At 29.0% G+C, this 24,190-nt stretch carries 20 protein-coding genes and 1 pseudogene; 8 read left to right on the forward strand and 13 right to left on the reverse strand.

Features of this window, described 5'->3' with window-relative positions; translation table 11 throughout:
- Window positions 1-3: 3 nt before the first annotated feature.
- The 3 genes from cas1 to NMU03_RS17265 form a co-directional block, all read right to left on the reverse strand.
- The gene (gene cas1 / locus NMU03_RS17255; protein ID WP_290140202.1) at window positions 4-897 is read right to left on the reverse strand and encodes a type II CRISPR-associated endonuclease Cas1; all 894 of its coding nucleotides are present in this window, start codon (window positions 895-897) and stop codon (window positions 4-6) included.
- A 99-nt stretch (window positions 898-996) separates the two neighbouring features.
- The gene (cas9, locus tag NMU03_RS17260; RefSeq protein WP_290142390.1) at window positions 997-4,125 is read right to left on the reverse strand and encodes a type II CRISPR RNA-guided endonuclease Cas9; all 3,129 of its coding nucleotides are present in this window, start codon (window positions 4,123-4,125) and stop codon (window positions 997-999) included.
- A 20-nt stretch (window positions 4,126-4,145) separates the two neighbouring features.
- The gene (locus NMU03_RS17265) at window positions 4,146-4,310 is read right to left on the reverse strand and encodes a hypothetical protein (protein ID WP_290140204.1); all 165 of its coding nucleotides are present in this window, start codon (window positions 4,308-4,310) and stop codon (window positions 4,146-4,148) included.
- Window positions 4,311-4,595: 285 nt separating this feature from the next.
- Here NMU03_RS17265 and NMU03_RS17270 point away from each other — a divergent pair, with 285 nt between their 5' ends.
- The 5 genes from NMU03_RS17270 to NMU03_RS17290 all read left to right on the forward strand — a co-directional run bounded on the left by NMU03_RS17270 (window position 4,596) and on the right by NMU03_RS17290 (window position 8,615).
- Window positions 4,596-4,883, forward strand: coding sequence for a hypothetical protein (locus NMU03_RS17270; RefSeq protein ID WP_290140206.1), 288 nt, complete (start codon window positions 4,596-4,598; stop codon window positions 4,881-4,883).
- A gap of 65 nt (window positions 4,884-4,948) precedes the next feature.
- Window positions 4,949-5,107: a hypothetical protein gene (locus tag NMU03_RS17275; RefSeq protein WP_290140208.1), complete on the forward strand. Its 159-nt coding sequence runs from the start codon at window positions 4,949-4,951 to the stop codon at window positions 5,105-5,107.
- A gap of 110 nt (window positions 5,108-5,217) precedes the next feature.
- Window positions 5,218-5,802, forward strand: coding sequence for a transposase (locus tag NMU03_RS17280; protein ID WP_290140210.1), 585 nt, complete (start codon window positions 5,218-5,220; stop codon window positions 5,800-5,802).
- On the forward strand, window positions 5,799-6,266 hold the full coding sequence (locus NMU03_RS17285; RefSeq protein WP_290138938.1) for a transposase: 468 nt from the start codon (window positions 5,799-5,801) through the stop codon (window positions 6,264-6,266). The genes NMU03_RS17280 and NMU03_RS17285 overlap by 4 nt, the downstream gene beginning before the upstream one ends.
- A gap of 1,050 nt (window positions 6,267-7,316) precedes the next feature.
- Window positions 7,317-8,615, forward strand: a complete 1,299-nt coding sequence (locus NMU03_RS17290) for an IS110 family RNA-guided transposase (RefSeq protein ID WP_290140211.1) — start codon at window positions 7,317-7,319, stop codon at window positions 8,613-8,615.
- Here NMU03_RS17290 and NMU03_RS17295 read toward each other — a convergent pair.
- Together NMU03_RS17295 and NMU03_RS17300 are read right to left on the reverse strand one after the other, a co-directional pair.
- A pseudogene (locus NMU03_RS17295) lies at window positions 8,562-9,332 on the reverse strand (IS3 family transposase); the annotation flags it as partial. The gene NMU03_RS17290 and the pseudogene NMU03_RS17295 sit on opposite strands and share 54 nt — an antisense overlap.
- Window positions 9,333-9,483: 151 nt before the next feature.
- Window positions 9,484-9,774, reverse strand: coding sequence for a transposase (locus tag NMU03_RS17300; RefSeq protein WP_290137672.1), 291 nt, complete (start codon window positions 9,772-9,774; stop codon window positions 9,484-9,486).
- A gap of 120 nt (window positions 9,775-9,894) precedes the next feature.
- Here NMU03_RS17300 and NMU03_RS17305 point away from each other — a divergent pair, with 120 nt between their 5' ends.
- Complete coding sequence (locus NMU03_RS17305; protein WP_290140213.1) at window positions 9,895-10,065, forward strand: hypothetical protein; 171 nt, start codon at window positions 9,895-9,897, stop codon at window positions 10,063-10,065.
- 307 nt (window positions 10,066-10,372) lie between these two features.
- Here the strand turns inward: NMU03_RS17305 and NMU03_RS17310 are convergent, their stop codons facing one another.
- Both NMU03_RS17310 and NMU03_RS17315 read right to left on the reverse strand, forming a co-directional pair.
- Complete coding sequence (locus NMU03_RS17310) at window positions 10,373-11,239, reverse strand: hypothetical protein (RefSeq protein WP_290140215.1); 867 nt, start codon at window positions 11,237-11,239, stop codon at window positions 10,373-10,375.
- A 10-nt stretch (window positions 11,240-11,249) separates the two neighbouring features.
- Window positions 11,250-11,543, reverse strand: coding sequence for an HIRAN domain-containing protein (locus NMU03_RS17315; RefSeq protein ID WP_290140216.1), 294 nt, complete (start codon window positions 11,541-11,543; stop codon window positions 11,250-11,252).
- Window positions 11,544-11,665: 122 nt separating this feature from the next.
- Here NMU03_RS17315 and NMU03_RS17320 point away from each other — a divergent pair, with 122 nt between their 5' ends.
- A complete protein-coding gene (locus NMU03_RS17320) occupies window positions 11,666-12,208 on the forward strand; it encodes a hypothetical protein (protein WP_290140218.1) in 543 nt (180 codons plus the stop codon).
- A 194-nt stretch (window positions 12,209-12,402) separates the two neighbouring features.
- Window positions 12,403-12,660 (forward strand): hypothetical protein, encoded by a 258-nt coding sequence (locus tag NMU03_RS18290; protein ID WP_494337161.1) that lies wholly within the window; start codon window positions 12,403-12,405, stop codon window positions 12,658-12,660.
- A gap of 174 nt (window positions 12,661-12,834) precedes the next feature.
- Here the strand turns inward: NMU03_RS18290 and NMU03_RS17330 are convergent, their stop codons facing one another.
- From NMU03_RS17330 to NMU03_RS17355, 6 genes are all read right to left on the reverse strand, one after another.
- Entirely contained in the window at window positions 12,835-16,071 is a 3,237-nt protein-coding gene (locus NMU03_RS17330; RefSeq protein ID WP_290140220.1) for a DEAD/DEAH box helicase, read from the reverse strand.
- Window positions 16,072-16,211: 140 nt separating this feature from the next.
- Window positions 16,212-17,219 (reverse strand): DUF2399 domain-containing protein, encoded by a 1,008-nt coding sequence (locus NMU03_RS17335; protein ID WP_290140221.1) that lies wholly within the window; start codon window positions 17,217-17,219, stop codon window positions 16,212-16,214.
- A 47-nt stretch (window positions 17,220-17,266) separates the two neighbouring features.
- Window positions 17,267-17,485, reverse strand: a complete 219-nt coding sequence (locus NMU03_RS17340) for a hypothetical protein (RefSeq protein ID WP_290140223.1) — start codon at window positions 17,483-17,485, stop codon at window positions 17,267-17,269.
- On the reverse strand, window positions 17,482-21,489 hold the full coding sequence (locus tag NMU03_RS17345) for a TIGR02680 family protein (protein WP_290140224.1): 4,008 nt from the start codon (window positions 21,487-21,489) through the stop codon (window positions 17,482-17,484). The genes NMU03_RS17340 and NMU03_RS17345 overlap by 4 nt, the downstream gene beginning before the upstream one ends.
- Window positions 21,486-22,607: a TIGR02678 family protein gene (locus tag NMU03_RS17350; protein ID WP_290140225.1), complete on the reverse strand. Its 1,122-nt coding sequence runs from the start codon at window positions 22,605-22,607 to the stop codon at window positions 21,486-21,488. Before NMU03_RS17350 ends, NMU03_RS17345 begins: the two co-directional genes overlap by 4 nt.
- Complete coding sequence (locus tag NMU03_RS17355) at window positions 22,600-24,087, reverse strand: TIGR02677 family protein (RefSeq protein ID WP_290140227.1); 1,488 nt, start codon at window positions 24,085-24,087, stop codon at window positions 22,600-22,602. Before NMU03_RS17355 ends, NMU03_RS17350 begins: the two co-directional genes overlap by 8 nt.
- Between the last annotated feature and the right edge of the window lie 103 nt (window positions 24,088-24,190).

A 24,190-nucleotide genomic window follows, 5' to 3' on the forward strand; every position in this document is an offset into this window, starting at 1 on the left:
AACTCATAAATCATAACAGATTGGTAAAGGAAATATAAAAGAATTTTCATTATCTTCTAATTCTTTTAAAATACTTTCAATATAAATATATATTGCATTAGGTATCGTCTGTTTCCTATTATCTATCTTTACTTTTTTTGTAGTCAATTGGATTAAATCCTCACGATGTTGTTGTTTAAATAATATATCATCCAACATATGATTAAAAACATAATCATCAACGATAGGTCTAAAAACTTCAATAACATCATCACTTAAATTAAACATATTTTGTTTTCCTTTATGAAATATACCTAAATTAGGTAAATATCCTTTAGCCACAATAATTGAGGAAATCAATGACCTAAAAATGCTATATCCATAATTCAACCCAGCATTTACAACATCTTCATTAAAACGTATAAAATCATCTCCATACATTTCTCTAAAATACATTTTTGCAGATAATCCTTCTCTATTTGTTGTATCACCCAGTTCAACTTCACTTAAAAATTGATAGAGTTTTTCAATAACTTCAAAACTCTTATTATTCTTTTTTAATATTTCTATCTGATTAAATATTTTTGCTTTTACAATTTTTTGATGAACTCTTTTTTTATTATCTTCACTCCATTGTATTTGTTTATTTATATTACCACTTTGAGAAAAATGTCCATTCATTGGCAATATATAACAAGTTGGTAAATGATCAATACCACATATAATCGTACAAACATTATTTTCCATTAATTTATTAATTAATGGGACACTTAAATTTGATCTATAATTATCTATTACTAAGATTTGAATATCTGAGATTGGTAAAAATAAATCATTATCTTTATATTCTACTTTTAGATTATCTAAATATAATCTCAGATATTCACAGTTTTCAATATATATGATTCTATGACTCATGGTACAAAAAAGGCTCTATACAGAGCCGATTCCGGGATGAACCCTTGTTTTGTTAGGTCATATAAATTTTTGCTAGAATATAACCACTTATATAATACACTATTCAAACTCTAATTTCAATACGTTTTCTTTAATTTCATACATATTTCCTAATACATCCGTTGCAAACTTAGTTATTTTGATGCAAGTTCCTATTGTTGGCGTTAATCGTTTTTTATAGTAACAAGTGATTGGTTTGACTTCAAACGTACCCTTCTTATCATCATTTGTCGCTGTAAACTTCAATATTTCATAATGGATTCCATCATGATACAAAACATCTCCGTTTTGTTCTTTAGATGCATCATAAATATATTTATCACCAGCTTTTTTGACAATACCTATCAATTCATCACGATGCATTGAACATACAAATTTCCAATTATCATCGATTCCTTTTTTAGCTTTTTCATCATCATACCACTCTTGACTAATAACAAATTTACCGATAGACGCTTTATAAAAGACATCTTTATACCTCACTGTCACAAACTTATATTTACCTTGAGGTGATAGATAGAAATCTGTTCTATAAGGACTAATCTGTTTCATAATCACTTTTTTATCATGAACATCATAATGATGTGTAATAGAAATATGATTCCCTAATTTTTCTGAATAGAATTTCATTGAATGAATTGCAGGTCCGTTATTCTTTTTCGCATATTTTGTAATTGGTCCAAATTCTTCAAAATATAATGTTAAGGGGTTCGTTGATTTTAACTCATATTTACCTTTATTAATAATATAATACTCTTTAGATTCTTTATAAGTTTCAAAATGGTTCATCACAACTTCTTTAATTTTATTAAAAGTTTGTGGATCTTTAGAAGCCATAATATATTTATCAGTTTCATTATTGATAATGTTATTGACCAATGTTATTGCAGCTTTTTCTTTAGGATCATAAATATTTTTTACCTTTTCTACTAACATTTCTGCTCCATTGACAAAACGTGTACTATATATTGTTTCATCAGCAATCTGACGATTAGGTTTTGTATCAATCTTATGTGATACTTTGATTAAAGGATAGTGCATATCTTCTTTTTTCATAATACCTAAATTATATTTATAGGATTCTTCATAGATATTTTTTAATTCAGCAACAAACGCAATATATTGAGGTTCTAAATACTTTTTCTCTTCAGGAACTTTCAATATTTCTCCAGTTTTTTCATCATATAATTGATTAAAATCATATTTCATCAAATAACTATTTACTAAATTCAACTTCTTTAATGATGCAACAATTAATGCATCAATTGCGTGATGGAAATAGTCATCATCTCTTTCTTTTTGAAGATGTATTTTCTTTCTAAATGTACTTGTTGCCTGTCCCTTAATCGTATGTACTTTAGTAGGAATTTCATTATCTTTAAAATAATGTTGTAAAGTATTCATTACACTACGACATGCATAACTTGTATCGATAAGATTACGATTAATAAATTCCTGAATATCACTAAATTTTGTAATATCCTTTTCATATAATAAATAGTTTTTCTTTTTTCTTTGCATATTTTTGTTATTTTTAACAAAATATCTAAACTGTTCTAATGATCCACCATCAAACGCACCTTTTAAAAAGGTCTGTATAGGAGTCATATTAGACTTTATCTGATTTTCGTAATGACTGACAAGAACTTTGTTTGAATAAGAATCATCCAAAGAAATAGAAATTGGAATAATATGATCCACTTCATAAGCATTTTTATCATGTATTAAAAGATTTAAATCAATATCTTTTTGAGTATAAGCTGTTTTTCCATCCTGTTCTAAATATAATCTAATTTTTAGTTTTGTCATTGCATTGACATGATCACTGTCTATCCCTTGTTTCATTAGAAGTTCATTGACTTGTTTATTAGTATTTTCATTAAATTTTTGTCCATCCTTAATTCTTTTCTTTTGTTCATCACTATTTTTATCTCTTGTTGTTTCAATGACAATACTATCAAACTCACCATATATTTCTCTTAGTTTGTTAATGACTTTAAAAGTTTCTCTATGTGCTCTTTTAGCAACAGGTGAAAGAATTGCTTCATCATCAGGATAAATCTTTTTCATTCCATTTAAAGATTTCCTATGCTTATTATGTAACTCTAATTGATGTAATAACTGCATTTGATTCAGTTCCGTTTTCATCATTTCTTCATTCAACTCTCTCATAATCTTTAATGATAGAGAATGATACCCCGAAATGCCCTTCATACTTGCTAGATCATCAACAAGTTCTTCAGATAGTTGAGGATAGAGTTTAAAAATTTCAGTTTTTCTTTCATCTATACCTTTCGCTTTTGTACAAATCTCCATTATATCATCAACAATTGTTTTATCAGATAATAGCTGTTCCTGATGATGTTTTTTAAATACTTTTAATACTTTTCCATACCCTTTAAATTCTGTAAGAAGTGATTTATTATTTTTATCAATTCTAAATCCTGTTATATCTTCTTCTGCAACTTCTAATAATTTGCAAAGTTGTTTATTTGTTATGTTTCCTTTTTCATCAACAAAATCAATAATTCTTTGTTTGTCATCGCAACTCATTTTTTCACTATGAATTGTTAGATTATTTAAATCATTTAACAGATTAAATAACTCCGCTGTATAGGATTGTTTTGGTGCTCTCAATTCGTTAGGATAAACACTACATTTTCCTCTCATCATATCAATCAAATTCACTTGAACTACTTGTCCGTCAACAACTCTAAAACTTCCATATTGTGTTGGAGATTTTTCACTTCCTGGTCCTTGATCATAACGACGTCTTCTTGCTACTAGATGAAGAATTTTTTCTTTCATATCATCAGCTAAATCTTGATGTTCTAATATTGTTGTTAATTCTTTAAGATAATCTTCAGTTTGAAAATTATTTTCTACACCTCGAATTTTTCCTTCATTTTTTAGTCTTTCTAACTGTATTTCGCAAACAAAATGATCCTTTAATAACGCTGCATTTTTAGATAAAACACCTTTTGTTGTTTCTTCATCTTTTGTTTCATCAGCAGAAATTTCCAAAACAGTTCCTCGACATTTTGTAATATGTAATATAGAGCAACACAATTCCTCATTAGTTAATTTTTCTGTTAATCCTTTGCATCTTATTTCATATGGATTCTGTAATGATACATAGTCGTCATCCATTAAACCTGATTGTTTCAAAAGTTTTTTCATATCTGATATACGATTTGTTTTTCTTCTTTTTAAACGTCTTGAACCTCTTTTTGTCCTTCTTTTTCATTTTCTGCAGCTGTACCTTCCTTAAAAAGTCTTACCCCATAGTCAACAAAACGATTATTATCTATATCGATTACACCATAACCCACTGAAGTAATACCAATGTCTAATCCTAATACTAATCTTCCCATATTTTTTATCCTTTCTTTTTTCGTTCTATACATATTATATAAGAAAAACTGTCTATTTCATCAAAAATCTTTTATTTTTCAAAAAAATTATCAAAGAGAGTTCTTTCTTAATCTTCATTATACAACCAACCCATGATTTATATATGCTAATATAAGCATATATTATCATTTTATATCTTTTACAATATTAACAGGTGATGATCATGAAAAACTTAAATCTATATATACAAAATCTTTATTTGAGTAGATATATTTTGATAATGTTTTTTCTATTATTCATAAACAATGATTCAAGAAACAATCCAAGATATACAAGATTTTGAAGAAAAACTTAAAAATGACAAAGCATTTCTTCTTGAAAATCCTTTTGCTTTTTACTCATTCATAGAAATGCTCTATCATTTTATGTATCAAAAATATCCTCACCAAAAAGATTCGTTTGTATATAAAAAAGCACATATTCAAGCCAATGTCATTAAGTTAAGCTTAAAGAACCTCAATATTGATATTTCTAAAATATTGAGGCTCTTTTTTTATTTTTCTATTGACAAACTGAAAGGTTTGTGGGGCTAAAAATTATAATGTTCTATAATTTTTAGCCCTTTTTAGTAGATGTGTTTTTTTAGGAGGTACTTATCATGTTGAATCAATCAAAATCTAACATCTACTATTCACCAAGTATTATCAAAAACAACTTGGACAAATCCATTGATTTTACTCTTGAGGGCATTCAAAACTACTGCTATGATCCCGTTTCCAATTTTACCGCAATCGCAAGATTACTGCCAGAACCTTAATCGAATGTATTATGAACTTCTCCAGTCATTCCACTGTCTGTGAAATGTCACACTTCTTTTATGACATTAAGGATATGCCTTCTCCTTCCGCTCTCTGTCAGCGAAGAAGTTTGCTGGCCCCTGTCATCTTTAAGCGTATCAATCAGCTGTTTCTGTCAAGTTTTGATAATTATGCCACCATCAATGGCTATCGCATACTGGCTCAGGATGGTTCTGACATCAACATCCCTTTTGAGGATGATGATACCAAAATTCTGTATAACACTCTTGGCAGCCCCTGCTGTCAATATCATATCAACGCTCTATATGACTGCCTGAATCACGTCTTTCTCGACTGGAGTATTGATTCGGCAACGAAAAAGCAGGAATGCGACGCCCTCATCTCCATCATCAATAATGGGCATTATCCTAGAAATGCTATATTTACTGCTGATCGTGGCTATGAGAATTACAATCTGTTTGCCCATTTCATTGAAAACAATCTCAAGTTCGCCATTCGTGTCAAGGATATCAATACAAAAAGTGGCATCATGACAAACATATCTACACCTGAAGGCTCTTTTGACATGACTGTCACACGCACATTGACAAGACTTCAGACAAAGGAAATAAAAGCCAACAAGGAAAAATATGTCTTTGTTCCTTCTACATCCAAATTTGATTTTTGGGTCCAACTCAGGATTATTATGAAATGACACTTCGCATCGTACGTTTCGAAGCCACTGAAAACAACTATGTGACAATCATCACGAACCTTAGCGAAGATGAATTTTCGCTTGATGACTTCAGGGAGCTGTACCACTTTCGCTGGAATGAGGAAACAGCCTTCAATAAGGTAAAGAATACACTTGGAATGATTTATTTCCATGCAAGAAAAAGACAGCTGATTCAGCAGGAAATCAATGCAACATTCCTGATGTATAATGTTTCTGAAATCATCATCAATAATATCGAGATGAAACAGAACTGCAGATACCGCTACAAGGCGAATTTTGCCAATGCAGTGACAAACATACGATTGTATCTCAGGGATCTATTGGAAGAAGATGTTCTTGTTTCAAGAATAAAAAAATTCCTGGTCCCTGAACGACCAGAAAGATCATATAAACGTTCTATAAAACCGAAATCAGTCAAACCGTTTAATAATAGAACGTCCTGACATGATTCATTATAGCACGTTATTTTAGAATAACAAGAAATTTTTTTGAGCTAAATGTTTAGTTCTTTTCGAGTGCGCATGAAATAGATAAAATAAGTTTATAGTTTCGACATATTCGAAAAGGTACCAACTCTCAATTGAATTGATACCTTAACTTAATCGTTATGATTGCATACTATCCTTTAACTTAATGACATTGATATTCAAGCAAAACTTTTTTCTAAACTTAGAAATCCTCATTATCATCCTTCCTTTAAAACTGTTATTGCTTTAGGATTAGCCCTAGAATTAAATATGGAAGAATTCGAACTTTTATTGAATAGTGCAAATTATGCTTTTTCATTAAACAATAGATTTCATATTGTTATTATTTATTGTATACAAAATCAAATATACGATCTTTTCACCGTCAATGAAATCCTCTATGAAATGCATTTATAATTTATGTTTTGGGGTAAAAACATATAAATATTTTGAGTGATTTTTATTTTTTGGATATCTTTAATATAAATAATTCCATCAATAAAATCCAACACTCTTACGATAATGTTTTCATCAACATAACATAAAATCATATAATTATGTTTGAGATCATTTGCTAAATCAATAAGCTTATCCATATTTTGAAGCTAATAATATCTCATTTTCATATCTGTAAAATTTTCTTCTACTTCTATCTCACTAAATAACCAATTTTTTAATCTATCCATACACTTTCTCCTCGTATAATATGTATAGAAGTTTGAATTAAGGATTTCTCTTTTTAAACAACTGAGATATCTCAGTTGTTTAAAAAATCCTTGCTTCTACACTCTCTTTTAAGATAATAGTTTCGTTTTGAATCAAGGTTTTATTCTTTTCTCCTGCGGCCATCTTGTTATGTTCACTTCTAAAAGACTTAATCCTCTGTTCAAGGCATACTTTATACCCGAATGAGTTTGTTGCAGCAGTGTATTCTCACTTGTCTCCGCATTTACGAGGTTGCGTTTGTCTTGATTTAGAGGTGCAATTCAAAACCATTTACATACTTTAGAAAGAAGGTCATTTTTTATGAAAAATTACAATTACAATCTTTATGTTGGCATTGATGTCTCTAAAGGCAAGGCTGATGCTGCTGTTCTGGCTGTCCCTGAATTAAGAGCGGTCAAACCTCATTTTCTTAGAAAAAAATTATCTTTTAAGTTTATTAAATCTGAAGTTGTTGAGTTTTTAAATACTGTTAGAAAGTATTCCAGTGATCAGTACTGTCTCCACACTTATTTTGCTTTGGAAGTCACTGGCATATATTCTACTAATATCTACACCTTTATTAAACAAAACTGTAATAGCGATGAAGAAATCCATCAGCTTAATACGGATTTCGTTAATAAATGGAGAGAAAGCCATAATATATCTAAATCTGATCCTTTGGATGCTCAAACCATCTGTTCCATTATCGGTACTGATGATCAGGTCAAATATGTTTCAGATTCCGTTTTTGAAAACAAAAACGGATATCAAGATCTTAAGGCTCTCGTTCACAGACACTATCAGATTAAAAAACTCTATTCTCAGGAAACTAACCGTCTCATTGCCCTTTGTGATTGTTATTTCCCTGAACTTCAGTATGTTTTTGAACCTAAATCAGCTGCTTTCCTGGCTGTCTTATCTCAATATCCTACTTCGCATGATATCATAAATGCTTCCAAAAATGAAGTGTTTCATCTTGTTTACGAAGCAACTAAACATCGCTGCAGTATGGATAAGATTGATAAGCTTTTCAATTATGCTCAGGATACACTGGTTCCACATGTATCCGATCATATGAGATATATTATTTCCAACACTGTTGAAAGCATCATCCATATTCGTACACAATTGAAACTGATTGAAAAAGATATCAGAAAGCTTGCTGCCACTTTTAATGTTTACAGTCTGCTGTTGACCATCACTGGCTGTGGTCCTTTGACTGCCGCTGTTATCATCGCTGAAACCGGAGACATCTTCAGATTCAAAAATGCTGATCATTATGTCTCTTACAGTGGTTCATCACCACGTAACAAGCGTTCTGGCAAGTCTGTGGAAATCATGGGCAAGATTTCCAAGAAAGGCTCAAAATACCTGAGACACGCTCTTTACATGATTGCCGAATTTGCCAGACGACATAATCCTGTTCTTAAACACTTATTTGAAAGAGTGAAGAACGGAAATAAAAAGCGTCATAAATTAGCGGTCATTGCAGTTGCCAATCGCATTGCCAGATATATCTATTCAATCATGAAAAACGAATGGTACTATGTCAAGATTTCGGACAACTTAAATTGCAGAATTTGTAATAAAAGTTGTTTGATTTTTGTTAGTCACTGCTAACATATAGTTTTTCTCGTATTCGTTGGGTGACTGATACCCACAATGTGAATGAATCCTTATTGTATTGTAGAATCCCTCTATGTATTCAAATACAAGTTGATATGCTTCTTCATAATTCATTATCTTATAAAAATTCAACCACTCCCTTTTGATCAATGCATGAAATGATTCTATACAGGCATTATCCCATGGTGTTCCTTTTCTTGAGTAACTTGTTACAAATCCTTCTGTCATCTCCTGATATTTAGTTGATGTGAACTGCACGCCCCTGTCACTTTGCACCACTAATGGTTTTTCTACCTTCCTTCTTTCCTTTGCCTTTTCAATACTTTTTAGAACTTCATCTGTTTCCATCGTTTTTGTCAGCACCCATGATATGATTTTTCTTGAGTATAGGTCCATGACGCTTGTCAAATAGACAAAGCCTTCATCAACTGTTCTTATATAAGTTATATCTGTACACCAGGCACAATCAGGTCTTGATGGATTAAAATGTCTATTGAGCAGATTTTTAAGCCTTGAAGAGAAATCCTCACTTATTGTTGTTTGAACGTATGGCTTTACATATCTAGCCTTCCAGCTGTTTTCTCTCATGATGGAATAAATGTATCTTTGACTGACTTTTTCACCATTTTGATTGAGCATCTCTGTTATTTTTGGTGAGCCATATATTTCATGAGAATTTCTATAAATTTCCTCAACTTTCTTTGTAATTTTTCTCTTCTTTGTTTTGTATAGCTTGGCTTTCTATTAATGTAATCATAATAACCTGATTTGCTGACATCTAACTGTTTTAGCACACTGGAAATCGAAATTGTTGAATCTTTCTTTTTTGATTCTTTAACACTTTCGTAGATGTCCTTTTGGTTTATTTTCCCAGTATGCCAATAGCCTTTTTTAGGATTTCTAATGCATCCTTTGTATCTTTAAGTTCTTTTCTTAATTTGGCTATTTCCTTAGCTTCATCACTTGAATAATTTCCACTTCCTCTTATAATCACTTCATCATTATTTTTCTTGTAACTTTTCATCCATCCACCAATCGTCGTATCATGAATTCCAAATCTTTTTGATACACTTACATATGATTCATCTGGATGATCTAAACAGTACTGAATCACTCCTTCTCTAAAATCTTTATCATAAGTATGTTTTGCCATATGTTTCTTCCTCTCATTCTGTTTGTTTTATAATTCATATGACATTGTACCATCAATGATTTTTTCTGTCATTTACCTTGTACAGTTTTTATTCTACCATCAGAAAGCAGTTTTATAATCATGCATGAAAATATCATGCGATTACCAGAAGAAACCCGAAATACGTTCTTCAATTCAATATCTTTAGATTTTCCAAAGAATACCAGAAAACAGATTTATCAGTATTCTGATATCAATGGTGAAATCCATCGCTTTGTTTATAGGAACGAAGCAACGGAATCAGTAGCTTAAAAACAAAGAAAACCTAAAATGTAAGAGCTTTCAAACACTGAGTTTTGAGAAGTTGTTTTTAGTGCACCCAAAAATCCACTAAAAACATCAAAGAACATCGGATTGCTCCTCTAAATCAGGACAAACACTATTAAAATCATTTTTTTAAATTAATTATTGACATTTAATAGTTTGTCTTTATACAAACTTATTATACTTTTATAAAAATGATGAGTGTTCGCTTAAAAGGCGAAAATTCCTCATTTTATTTACACAAAAAAAGGGCTGAAACTTCAGTCACATTTTTATTATTCTATAAATAAAATCTTTAAGCTTGTATGAATTGATTAAATAAATAGATACCTTCTTTTTGTCCAAAATGACTAATTAAACAATCTTGAAGTGTTTGTTTTTTCAAATAGGCTTCCTCAATATATTGGTGAATATGTAATTCTTTTGCTTTAAATAATAATTCTTTTGAATAATACTTTTGATATTTCTTTTGCAACATATTCACTAAATCATGAAAATCTTGTTGTGCTTCTTCTAAATGATAATAACGCTGTTTTATATTCCCAGAATAGTATAAGGCATATTGATTGAGATAAATATCATATTCGATAAAAACTTTAATACCAGATATTTCTTCAGTAAATTCTTCAATCACAAATAATGATTTTTGATTTTTTGTTAAAAATCGTTTTAATCCTGCCATTGTTTGATGTGAAGTCACAAGTTTCATGACATCATGATCTAATTGATTGATAATCTTCTGCGTACAATCATGTGAAGCATAATAACAAGTCATAGGTAATGAGTATCTTTCAATAGATTTACGAGGATACTGTTGTTTCATAAACGCAATTGAAATATCATAACCTTTATCTCTAGATACTATGATCATTTTTTGATGAAATGATACCCAAAGCATTATTTCAGCAAGTTTTGCCACAATGCAAAAATCCATTGCATTTTTTGTTGCTCCATGTTTCATCAATGGTCTAATATCAACAATTTCTAACTGCTTTTTATATTTTGTTATGTCATCTCCAAGTTTATCTAGCACAAATGGATTGCTGACAAACAAATAAATATAAATATTTTCAGGTATTTCATCAGGTAATTGATAGCCTACATTTTCACTATCAATGAAAAATATTTTTTGATATTTCCTTAATTTCCATTTTTTAAACATAGTAACCACCTTAATCAACAGTCAACGATGCAATCGCACTATCTTTTATAATTACAATGATTGTCGCAGTGATCGTTTCGCCCATTTTATCATAAAGTCTGCCTGACGAATATGTTCCCTTTGCAACTGTATGAATACTATTAGCCACATATCCAATTTGCATCGTATCATTAATATACACTGCAATTGCTTCTTTATCATATTTATTTGTTGGGTCTTTTTTAAGAATAATTTCCTGATGAGGTTCTAATTCTATACTTGAAATATAATAAGAAATACCTGTAACTGTAATTAATAAATTCATAATGTTCCACCTCTTTCAATTATCATTATAAAGATAGTTTTTTTATAATATATGCTTATATAAGCATATATTATTGCATTAATCATATTATTCTTTTAATATATAGAAAAGAAGGTGGCAAAATGAAAAGAAACAAAGACAGTTTATCCTTTATCAAATTTCTTGCTGTAATAGATATTATTATTAAAAATAGTGATGAAAAACATGCTATAACAGTTAAAGATATTCAAAATAGACTCTATGAATTGGAATATGATTTTAGTATTGATTATCGATTAATTAAAAAATATGTTCAATATTATAATCAATACTATGATGATATAGTAATTGGATGTTATCGCAAAGGTAGAAATGATTACTATTATTTTATTAATACAACACTTGATATTATGGAAGCAAAAGCCATTGTTGATCTGGTATATAGTTCTGATTTCTTTACTTTAAAAACAAAAGAAAATTATAAAAAACGAATTCAAGATATGTTTAGTGTTCATTATCAAGCTTATTTTCATAAGCAATTAAATTTACATATCGTGAAAAATGAAAATGATCAAGTGTTTTACAAAGAACTTGAAACCATCACAAAAGCTATTTATGAAAAGAAAAAATCCGTTTTTTATACCAGAAACCTACCCTTATTAAAAATAGTCATTCAAAGCATGTAGAACTTTCACCTATTGATACTTGTTTTTCAAATAATGAATACTATTTATTATGTCAAGGTGCTAGAAATCCTAATGACTGTTTACTTTATCGCTTAGATTATATCAAAGATGTTGAAATCGTTAAAAACTCTCATTTTTCATTTGATGAATATCAATTACAATGTTTTCATGAAAAACTTAAAAATACAACATACATGTATGGTGTTGGAAATTTAGAAACCATTGAATTAGATTTTGATCAGTCCATTTATTCAAATATGATTGATAAATTTGGAAAACATATCAAACCTTATCTTGTTAATGAAAATACTTATAGAGTACAAATTAAACATATTATCAATAGTACTTTTTATTCTTGGATTATTGGATTTGGTGGGAAAATTCAAATAGCTGGTAATGAGGAGCAGATTCAAAAGTTTAAAACATTTTTAAATCAAAATTTTATTCAATAATGAAACTTTAAAATAAATGAAAATAATTTCTATCATCAAATAACTTTTATAAATGTATAAAAAAGGATAACCATCTGACTTATCAAAGTTTGATGAGTTATCCTATTTCATTAAATCCGTATATGACATTTTTAATAAGCCATATCATTTCAAAATGACTTCATATTTCTCATTTTACATAGCAAATAATTCTTTTAAATCTTCTGTTGTTAAATTAGAAATATTGCCTTGACTTGTTTCCACAAACATATCTGCTAATTCTTTCTTCTTTGCTTGAAGAATTTGTATTTTTTCTTCAATTGTATCTTTCGCAATTAGCTGGTGAACTTGTACATTATTATGCTGACCTATACGATAAGCTCTGTCTGTTGCTTGATTTTGAGCCGACATATTCCACCATGGATCAAAATGAATAACTGCTTGAGCTGCTGTTAAATTCAGCCCTGTTCCTCCTGCTTTTAAAGAAATCAAAAAGACATCTGCTTCACCATTTTGAAATTTTTGGACAAGTTCCCTTCTTAACTCTTTATTTGTTTCACCGGTTAAAATGAAATATCGAATACCTCTTAATTTTAATTCTTCTTCCATCAAATCAAATACTTTTGTAAAAGTTGAAAACAATAAAACTTGTTGATGATTTTCTTTATAGTTTGTTAATAATTCCATACATGCTTTCATCTTTGATGAACTTTGAGGTATATTATCATAAATCATTCTTGGTTCACAACAGATTTGTCTTAATTTTGTAAGCATGGCTAAGATTGCTATTTTATCCACTTTTTCCATTTTCAATAAATCTTGAAGTTGATGATTGACTTGAGCAAGATTAGCATAATATAGTTCTCTTTCTTGTTCACTCATTAAAATTAATTGTGTTTTTTCTATTTTATCAGGTAATTCCAATAAAACATCTTTCTTGTTTCTTCTTAAAATAAATGGTGATACCATTTTCTGTAATTGCATAATTTTATCTTGATTATGATTTTTCACAATATCAGATTCAAATCTTTTTTGGAAATAATGATAATTATATAAATATTGAGGCATTAAAAAATCAAAGACAGACCACAATTCAGCTAAAGAATTTTCTATGGGTGTTCCTGATAATGCTAATTTATGTAATGCATGAAGTTGTTTAACTGATAAGGCGTTTTTGGTTTTTTGATTTTTAATATACTGCGATTCATCAAGGATAACATATTCAAATTCAATGTCTTCATATAATTCAAAATCACGACGCAGATAATCATAAGATGTCACATAGAGATGTTTTCCTTGAATGGATTGAATCAAAGATTTTCTTGTCTTCGCATCAGAAACAATACAAGTTATAGGGAGTGTTTTAGAAAACTTATGAACTTCATCTTCCCAGTTATAAATTAGCGAAGAAGGACATACAACAAGACTAGGCTTATCGACTTCCAGCTGATCTAATAAAGCTATCACTTGAAGTGTTTTTCCTAACCCCATATCATCAGCCAAGATACCATTAAAACCAAAATCGTACAACATACGTAACCATTGGTAACCTTCTTTTTGATAATCTCTTAACAATTGATCATAATAAGGTGTGAGTGGATAGATGTGATGTTGATATTTGTCAAACTGATTGATAAGATTTTGAAATGATGATTGACGTTCAATTTGTAAATGATCAAATTGACTCGTATCATTGTTCAATGCAAAAGCACGATTCTTATTTAAAGTCAATGTTCCATCTTGAATATCTTTGGCCTCCATGTGATATTCATCCATCAATTGTGATAATTCTTCAAGATCAGGTGATTCAAGATAAAGAAGTTCACCATTTTTTAAACGATGGAATTTCTTTTTGCGACGATACCTTGACAACACTTCAGCAATTTCCATTTGAGGAATTTGAGCACTTTCTATATCAAGCGATAAAAGATCATGATCAACTCTTACACCAACTTGGATTTGATAACGAACAGGTCTCCCAATTTTTTTCAATGAATCAGAAATATAAATTTTACAATATTGTTGTAAAAAGGCAATACCATCATGCATAAAATCATAAGTTTTTTCATCATAACTATCAAAATATGCACAACCTTTTGTTTCATCAATATATTGAGATTGTTGGCGAAAATACGTTTCTACAATATCCTGTTCAACAGTTGTCATGAGATCTTGTTGAAAAGCCTGAATACGATTTTGTTCTTCATCTTCATAATAAATTTTAAAGTAGACTTGTTCATTTTCATTCATATCGCCATATATTTTAATGAATGTATAAGGTGATTGAAACAATTCAAAATCACATTCAATATCTAAATAATTTTGCATTGGCTTTAATAAATATTTATAAAAGTCATCAAAATCATCTGCACTTATTAACATTTCTCTTTCTAATAAATGAAGTAAAACTTCAAACAATTTATCATTCAATTTCATTTGAAGTCGTTGAATCTTTGTTTGATTTTTATCACTTGTTATAAAATAGATATAGTTTTCACCTTGATAAAAAACATGCTCATCTTCTAACTGAAAAATATAATAATCTTGGTCTTTGCTTAATTTCACTTGAATCGCATAATCTATATCTTCAAAAACACAGTGATCTAAACCTAATTCTTTATATAAATCATAAAATTCATCTAAATAATCTGTGCGAATATAAAAATATCTATCCAGGCTTAAATGATTCCCATAATCAAAAAAATATCTTTCACGATATATATCATCCAATATTTTTTCTACTTTTTTAAGGAAATCTATCTGTTTTAATGCCTCCTCTGTAAAAGCATTTCGTGTATGTGTAAATTGTAGAAATTTACCATATTTGACGAGATTGTTATTGTCTATATCTTCTAAAAAACCACTTATGTTTTTAATGATATATTTTTTGGCATTTCCGACTTTATATTCTAAACATAGTCCATCATCACTTTTAGAAAGAAAAGCAGTCAATTGATATTTTTCATGAGAAATCATTGAACTCACTTGATTATGATAATATTCTTTATTTTCTATAATAAAATCTGTGGTTTGCGAAGCTTTCAATGCATAAATACGTTGTCTTTGTCGATTTCTTTCTTCCTCTTGACGTTTCTTTTCATTTTCAAATTTAGAATTGATATAATTATAAGGAAAAGATGAAACTTCTAATTGATTTAATTTCAACAGAACAGCTCCAATATGAGCACATGGACTTCCCTCACGACACCATCTACATTCACAAGTATAATCCAATAATTCATATTCATCATCAAATGAAAAAGAACATTCAAATTCTTCTTTTCTCACATCCACAATGGCATTACAAAAATATTTGCCATCTATATATTCAATATGTATACTTTTGACATTATCATAACGCTCATAACTTTTTGCAATGGATATATTGTTTGGGCTAGGTAAAGATTTAAATATATTAAATTCTGTTTTCATAAATTCGCTCTCCTTATTTTTGTCATTATACCACACTTTTATCATAGAAAGATAATAAATCCAAATAAAACAAGAAAATAGGAAACGAACAAACATTTCCTATTTTGTATCTTTTTTTAAATCCCCATATTTATAAAACTTTATTTAGTAATCAATTCTTTCATTTTTAATATCTCAACTTGATAAAAATCAATAAGTCCCTCTTGATAACCAAAAGCATATTCTTGTTTTATACACTTTGCGATAGTCTGTAAATCAGGTGTTTTTATTTGATTTAACATTTGTAATCTTTTTGTTGAGATTTCCACTTGCTGCACTTTTATGCGTTCAAATAATAATGCACTATATCCAAATAAAATCAAATCTTTATATCTTTGTTTTAATTTTTCAGCAATGATCAGTCCTTCTGGATCAAAGTCCCCTGCATAATACAATTGACATTCACTATCAATAAGTTTATCTAATAACAAGTATGTACAAAAATTAATTTGTCCATTACTGCAAATCAGTCCAATATTCATTCGTTGCCTCTTAATAAAGTCACACATCATACGAAAAACTGACGGATTTTCAAAGATAAAAACATCTGAGGGAACAAACTTATCTTTGATAGCATTCATATTATAAAGATTCATATTCCAAGGCTCATAAGCATCATAAAACCCCTGCCATGAAGGATATACATTTTGAGGCAAAATATGGCATACATAACAATAATTTGATAAATCATCTTTAAGAATACCTGCACTGTATAAAATATCTATGACCTTTAATGATTGAAATGTTGATTCCTTATAGTCTAAATAATATTCTATACCCCTCATTAATAAATCCCTTGGTAAATCCTCATCAAAATAATGAGGATTTTTTGTAATATTTTGAGAAAACACTGGCATCAGTTCAAAACGTGATTGATAAACAGGCAATTGATTTATTGCATGACATACATTTTCAATAATAGATTGATAAGTCTTTGAATCATGTTCAAAATATTTTTTAACATATCGATCCGTTGATAAATAATAATTTAACCAATCATAAGCTTTTGTGTTTTGAAATGATTCTAATAATAAATCTTTAAATTCATCTAATTCAAGAGTTCGTAATTCTTTTAATTCTTTTCGACTATAAATCAGTGATTGATTCAATATTTCTAATGTTTTTAAAAAGTCAACGCCTACAAAACGTGTTTTTTCTAACTTTTTTGAAATTGGCTATAAGTCAATTCTAATTTATTATTGGATAAATCTAATCCTAAACCACTTAAACAGTCTTTTTGATCTTCATCTAAATTATCTAAAACAATTTTACCTCCCAAACGTCCTAAACGCTTATATTGAAAAATCCATGCATCTATAAACATTTGAAAACCTGGTTTATTCAAATAGATAGCTAATTCTTCTTCAATACTCATGAATATTTTAACCTCTTATTTTTTCCATTCCAAATATAAGCAATCACTGTCACAAATGGAGCATTATTTGGTCTAAACAATTCATATATAGCAAGTGATAAACATGAAGGATAATCGCCCCACAACACTTGTGAATTCATAATATAATCAAAACCAAACTTAGTGATTAATGCAAACATATTATCAATATTATTTTCATCAACCCCTGCAAATGCTTCATCTAAAGCAATCAATAACGGCGCATCTGGTCTAGCGCTCTCAAATTTTGCAGCAACAGCTGAAAATAAAGGGACATACATTGATAATGCTTTTTCTCCACCACTGTAAGCATAAAAAACATGTGAAGTTAATTCCTTACGATTTTCATTTGGTTTTTTCGCATACAGTGTAAAATCAAACCATTGACGATAATCCATGACATCTTTCATTAATTGATGGAAAGATGATGTTGTATTTTCATCTTGACTCATTTTTCTAGCATTATTGATTTTAGAACGGAAATGATTAGATATTTTTTTGCGATCGCTATCTTTTAATATATGATAATCCATTTCTAGTAATTCTACCAGTTTTTGAGTATCTAATTGATTATCATCGTTAGCCTTACGACTTTTCCATTTCAAACTTAATTGTAAACCACTACTTGTATTCATATCATTCATATAACTTTGAATCTTATCAACCCATTGACGACTAGCATGAATACGTTCTCTTATCTTCTTAGAAATCGTATTAACCAGAATATCTTCAAAGATATGCCTATCTTCATCAACAATCAATAATTCTTGCATTTCTATATTCTGTTCTAAGATTTCAGTTAACTCTAAGAAAGAAATTCTTTTCCCTTGATTTGTTGCTTTTAAGATAATTCTAGATGGGACATCATCCGCTTCATGACACAATGAAATACTTTCTTGTACAACATTATATTGATTCAAATAAATATTTTGTTCAAAATAAACACGCTGTAGTTGATTCTGATAATCAGCAATTGATTTTTTATGATTAAATTGTTGAATTAAATCACGCATAATGCCCTCTAGTTCATTATCACTCACATCTTCCTTTATAATAAAATGCAAATCTTTTTCTTGCATAAAAATATCTTTATATATAGACATGACATCTTTTTGTGATTGCTTTTGTTCATCAAGATTTTGCATATCTATATCAATCTGTTCAATTTTTGTTTCTAAAACAGACTTTTCTTTTTCTAAAGCAGTTTTTTCATTTTCTAGTCTTGTTAATTCATCTTGTAATATTTGAATTTGTTTTGCTATATCCTGATAACCTGATGCATCCAATTTTTCTTGTAATAAATCACGTTTTTGAGTAATAACACTGATCTTATGTTGATATTGTTCTATTTCATAATGGAGTTCATCTAAATCATATGTGAGTTGTTGATATTTTTCATCTTGTAATGCTTTCATATCTACATTTTGTATTAATTTTGTATAATTATCATGAAATGTTTCAAATGCATTTTGATAATCTTGTAAATCTTCTTTATAGGCTTGAAATGCACCTTGTTGTGGTGGCAATAATAATTTTGACGCAAAAGTTTGTATACGATTATATATCTCAGTGAGTTTTTGATTTTCTTGTAAAATAAGTGTTTGTAATTCTTGAATTTTCTGTTCTAAAGCAACCTGTTCTTTTCTTAAAATCTCTACATTTTCTAAACTTTCTTTTAATTGTTTTTCATCTCGAAAACTTTTATACTCAGTAAAAAGAAGCTGTTGCTGTTGTTGAGATAATTGTTCTTTTTCAATATATTTTGTCTTTGAATCTTCTAAATCATGAATCTGTTGAAGACATATTTCAATTTTCTCCTGCTTCATGCGCATACGACTTTCATAGCCGATATAAATAGCTTCTTGATTTAAAGAAAGACTCCCTTCAATGATTCCTGATTGAAAATACTTATCTTGAATCATAACTTGTTGATTTGTTTCAATGGATAAATTTTCCAAAATATTTAATAAATCATGTTGATTCGCTAAATCAGAAATGGTTATTGTAGGCATCTCTTCTATTTCTTGATTTGTCCAAAGATAAAAATCTTGGCATCCTTGTGGAAGTTCCTTGATTTGATCTTGATATTTTTTATGAACAACAAGCGCATTTAATAACTGCATCTTTGATAATATTTCTTCGATTCTTTGTTTATCTTCATAAGACAATGACGAATCAAATTCAAGCAAACGATAGAACGGTATATAAGGAATATGATTCTCATTCAAATATTGACGATTGAGTTGATTTTCATTTGTTTGTGGTGGTTCTATATCTTCTAAAGATTCAAGATATTCTTTTTCATGATAAAGTTTTGATAAATCATTTTCAATATCTTCAATATTTCTTCTATATTGTGTTTGTTCTTCAATCATATATCTTGACATATCATGATAGATATTATCAATCATTTTTTGAATTGCAAAATAATCATGTGTCATTTCATAATCAATCAAATGTTCTCTTATTTGATTCATATCCTGATGAGAAATTTTAAGTATTTGATTATGCTCATTATAACGATGATAATCTTCTAAATATTCTTCTACCACTTGTTGATACTCTTTTTCTGAATAATCAATTTGCGTTTGTAATGCAATAAACTGTTCTTGTTTTTGACTTTCATCATTTTCATAAAATGCAATATGTTGAGATTGATTTTCATAATCTTTCCATAAAGTTATTCCCTCATCAATCTGTTTCATATGATTTTGTAAAACTTGACGTGTATAGGCAAATTCAAAATTTTTCTTTTTGTTTTCAAAACATTCTTTAATCGCTAGATGCTCACTTAAAGATAAAGAAACATCTAGTTCATTCATTTCCTGTAAAATCTTTTGACAAGCATATTCTTTTTGATCGATGATATTTTGATATTCATCAATACGCTGAATCAAATCTTGATATAATTCTTCTTTTTGTTCACAATTCATCTTTTTCTTATCTAACTCTCTTTGATATTCAATAAGTTCTTGATTATACTCCCTGATTGATTCTATCCATGCTTCAATATCACTACTTTTAATAGAAGCGAGTTCATTTCTTTTCACTTCATAATCAATTTTATTTTTATCTAATTTTTGATGATTATTGACTAAATCTTGTTGAAAATGACTTTTATCTCTTTCTTTTTGTTTAATCGTTTGATTTATCTGTTGATATGAACATTGTTCTTTAGCATATTTTGTCCATTTTTCTAACAAAAGAATTTGATTATAAGTTTGATATATTGTTTTTAATTTTTGAGCAGCCTGAAGACTTTGTTTCAATAATTCTAATTGATCTTGGAGATTATCCATATTCATAATGGCTTCACTCATCGGTCTTAAATCTTCATCACTTAATGGTTGCAAAGATGAAGCTAATATTTCATTAATCTTTTGTGGTGATAAAGAATTGCTTAATTTAGGAGAACGAAGTTGTAGAAGTAAACCAATGGCATCACTATAATCCTGCAAACTTTCAAAACCAAATAAAGCATCATTCACACGCTTCATATATTCTTTTTGTGATTTGATTACCTGATCTCCTAAAATATTTTTCAATTGCTTTTCACTTAATGTCAATTGATTTTCCATCAATTGAAAATCTATTTGAATTCGACGATTATCTTCAATTACAAAATACCATGGATCCAACGGTTTCCCTTTTCTGGCACGTAATCCCATTCCAATTGTTTTATACAGTTCGCTATCTTCTCTTTTAAATTCTAAATAAAGATAGCCAATGCGTTCTTCTCGTGAAGAATTTTCATCAATCAAATATGTTTCCATCTTTCTTGAACGCGTTCCAAAAGGATCAAGTCTTTCACTGCTTTTATTACCATCTAACAATAATGGAATAAAACTTTGCATAGTGACTGATTTTCCACTTCCATTACTTCCTCGTAAAAGCATATGTCCATTTTCAAATTCAAAAACTTCATTTTCATAACACCAAAAATCAACCAATCCCATTTTATTCATATGCCAACGACTTAAACTCATGATGCACCCTCCTCAAATTCTCCTGTCAATTTTGCGACAACAGGATAAAAAACAATTTCTTCATCTTGCTGGGACATAAAGCCTATTTCCATAAAACGTTGATAAACCATATCAACGAGTTGATCAAGACTCTTTTGTCTATATGTAGCTGGTAAATAAGACAGCTGTTTTTGAATAACAATTTTAAATCTTTTTAAAATTCTTTCCTTTCCATCTATATAAAGTTCTCTATCATCAATTTTATAATCTCCATTTTTTATACCTTTACGAATTTGACTGCAACAAAGAACAACCAATTCATCTAAAGCATTTGATTTAGGAAACATTTGACCGACTTTCACATCATCATCTAAAATAAGAAAAGCACTTGATTCATAAACCTGCAAATCACATGGAAAAAACTGTTGCAAATCTTTTTCAATACTTTTTCTATATCTACGTATATATGAAAAATCATCATTCTCATCATCTTCACGATAAATTCCACAAGATAATAAAAGACGTCGATAGACACGTTGAATACGAATAAGACCTCTATCTTGATTATCATTAGAAATCCATTCATTTTCCATCACATCTTGAGGATATGTCCATTCAAAAACATCAGCTGTAAAATTTCTCATAAAATATCTTGATAATCCAGTATTTTCAAATAAAACCTCAACAAATTGATCTTGCATAAAATGATCACTATTTCCATCATCTTGAATAATCAATTGTTCTTTAATACAAAATTTTAAAACATTCACAAGCATCTTACGGTGTTTAAATTGAAGCCAGTAATTTTCATCAACCCCTAATTGTATTTGTACAAATTCACATAGATGTGATAGTATAAACTGCTCTTCAACTTCTTTATCTTCAAGAAATGTTAAAATATAACAAAAAATTTGATATTCTTCCACATACTGAAATTGAGTGATTCCCATCCAGGGTTCCCCTTTTCCTGGTGTTTTATCTAAACGGATAAATTGAGGATGAGAAACCAAAGAAAAACCAGCCTTTTCCTGAAAAAGATTTCTTAACTCTTTAATATGATCTTTAATTTGATAATAACGTTCTTGATCATTACGCTTCAGTACCCACCTTTGCGAAAGTAAAATTTCTTTATTATTCATGACTTTTCTCCTTAAAAATAATTTTAAATTGTGGCATGATAAACCTTCCATCTAAACACTGCACTTCACACATATGATGTGATTGGCTTTTATCAATTAAATAAACTCTCCCATCATCTGTTTTTGATGATAATGATTCTTGTCCTAATGCTTTTGACAACCACATTAAAAGTGTTTTTCTCGTATTTGAGTCAATCACAGGTAAAGATGAAAAATCTATTTGATTATCAACAATCAGTTCTTGAATTTTATCCATTTGTTTAGCATATTCAGCTTCAATCATCAATTGTTGTTCCATACGTTCAAACTTATAATCTTGTGCTGGTTTTCTCACTGTCTTTTTTCTAACTATACGTGAATGAGGATCAAATTGGATATAAGATGGGTGATCTTGATAAACACCCATATGAATATCTTCACTTAGACGTCGAGAAATATAGTTGAGATGCAAACAATCTTCTACCCCAAAAATATAGGCACTCATACAATGGGCTTCATTTACATCCTGACATTTCTTAAATATTTCAGCAATATGCAAATACTGTTCTTTACGATGTGAACCTCGATTTATCATTTCAGATATTTGTTGAGCATAACGAGTCATTTTACGAATAATCTCATTAGATATATCATACAAATGATCTACTTCATTATATCCATCCTGTCCAACAAACCAATAAAACAAACTTAACCACTTATCTTTAAAATTTTGATAAATATCCTCTCTATTTAATTCTCGACCAATACGTGGAATAGAAAGTTCATAATCAGTAGCTTTTTGAAAAATCAACTCCAAATCATCATAATCAATATTCTTGATGAGACTTGAAATCAAACTCCCAGTGTTTTGCATTGTCATGACAAACTCTCTTAAATACATGATTATTTTATCTTTATAAACTAAAAATTCAGTTGTTTTCATTAATTCTTCTGCTTTGGCACTATTCAATGTTTTAATATAATCTTGATAATTTTGATTTAATCTTACAAAGTCATTCATCAATAAATTCAACCATCCATTAACATCAACACTTTCTTTTTTGACAATTTCTTTTACCTGAGATAATTGTTGATAAATTCTTTCTAATAAAGTTGGTTCTAATGATGCTCCTTCAATTTCTAAATTTTCTAATCTTAATGTCATTCTCTCAATCTCAACTGTATATTCACTTAATTGATAACGATACTTTTTATTTTTGAAGTCATCAATTGTTCTGACTTTATTACTATCTTGACTGGCGGTTAAGTTTTGCCATTGGGTAAGTTGTTGCAAATCTTGTTGACATTGTTCTAAGGTATAATCCTGATAACCATCTATTTGTCTTATTTCATCATAAACTTCTTCTTTATGAATCCAGTAATGAATTTTTTCATATTCTAAAAAGAAGTATCTAATAATTAAACGATACCTATCGACATTATCCGCTCTTAAATAATTGACTTCTTTGATTGGCTTCACTAACTTATCATAAACTTTCATGAACTTCCTCCACATTCCATATTACAAATTTCATTATACTCATTATGTCATCACTATCGCAATAAGATTCGACGTTTTCTCAACAAAAAAAATGATATGAACA

The organism is Allocoprobacillus halotolerans (genome assembly GCF_024399475.1).
Classification (GTDB): Bacteria; Bacillota_I; Bacilli_A; order Erysipelotrichales; family Coprobacillaceae; genus Allocoprobacillus; species Allocoprobacillus halotolerans.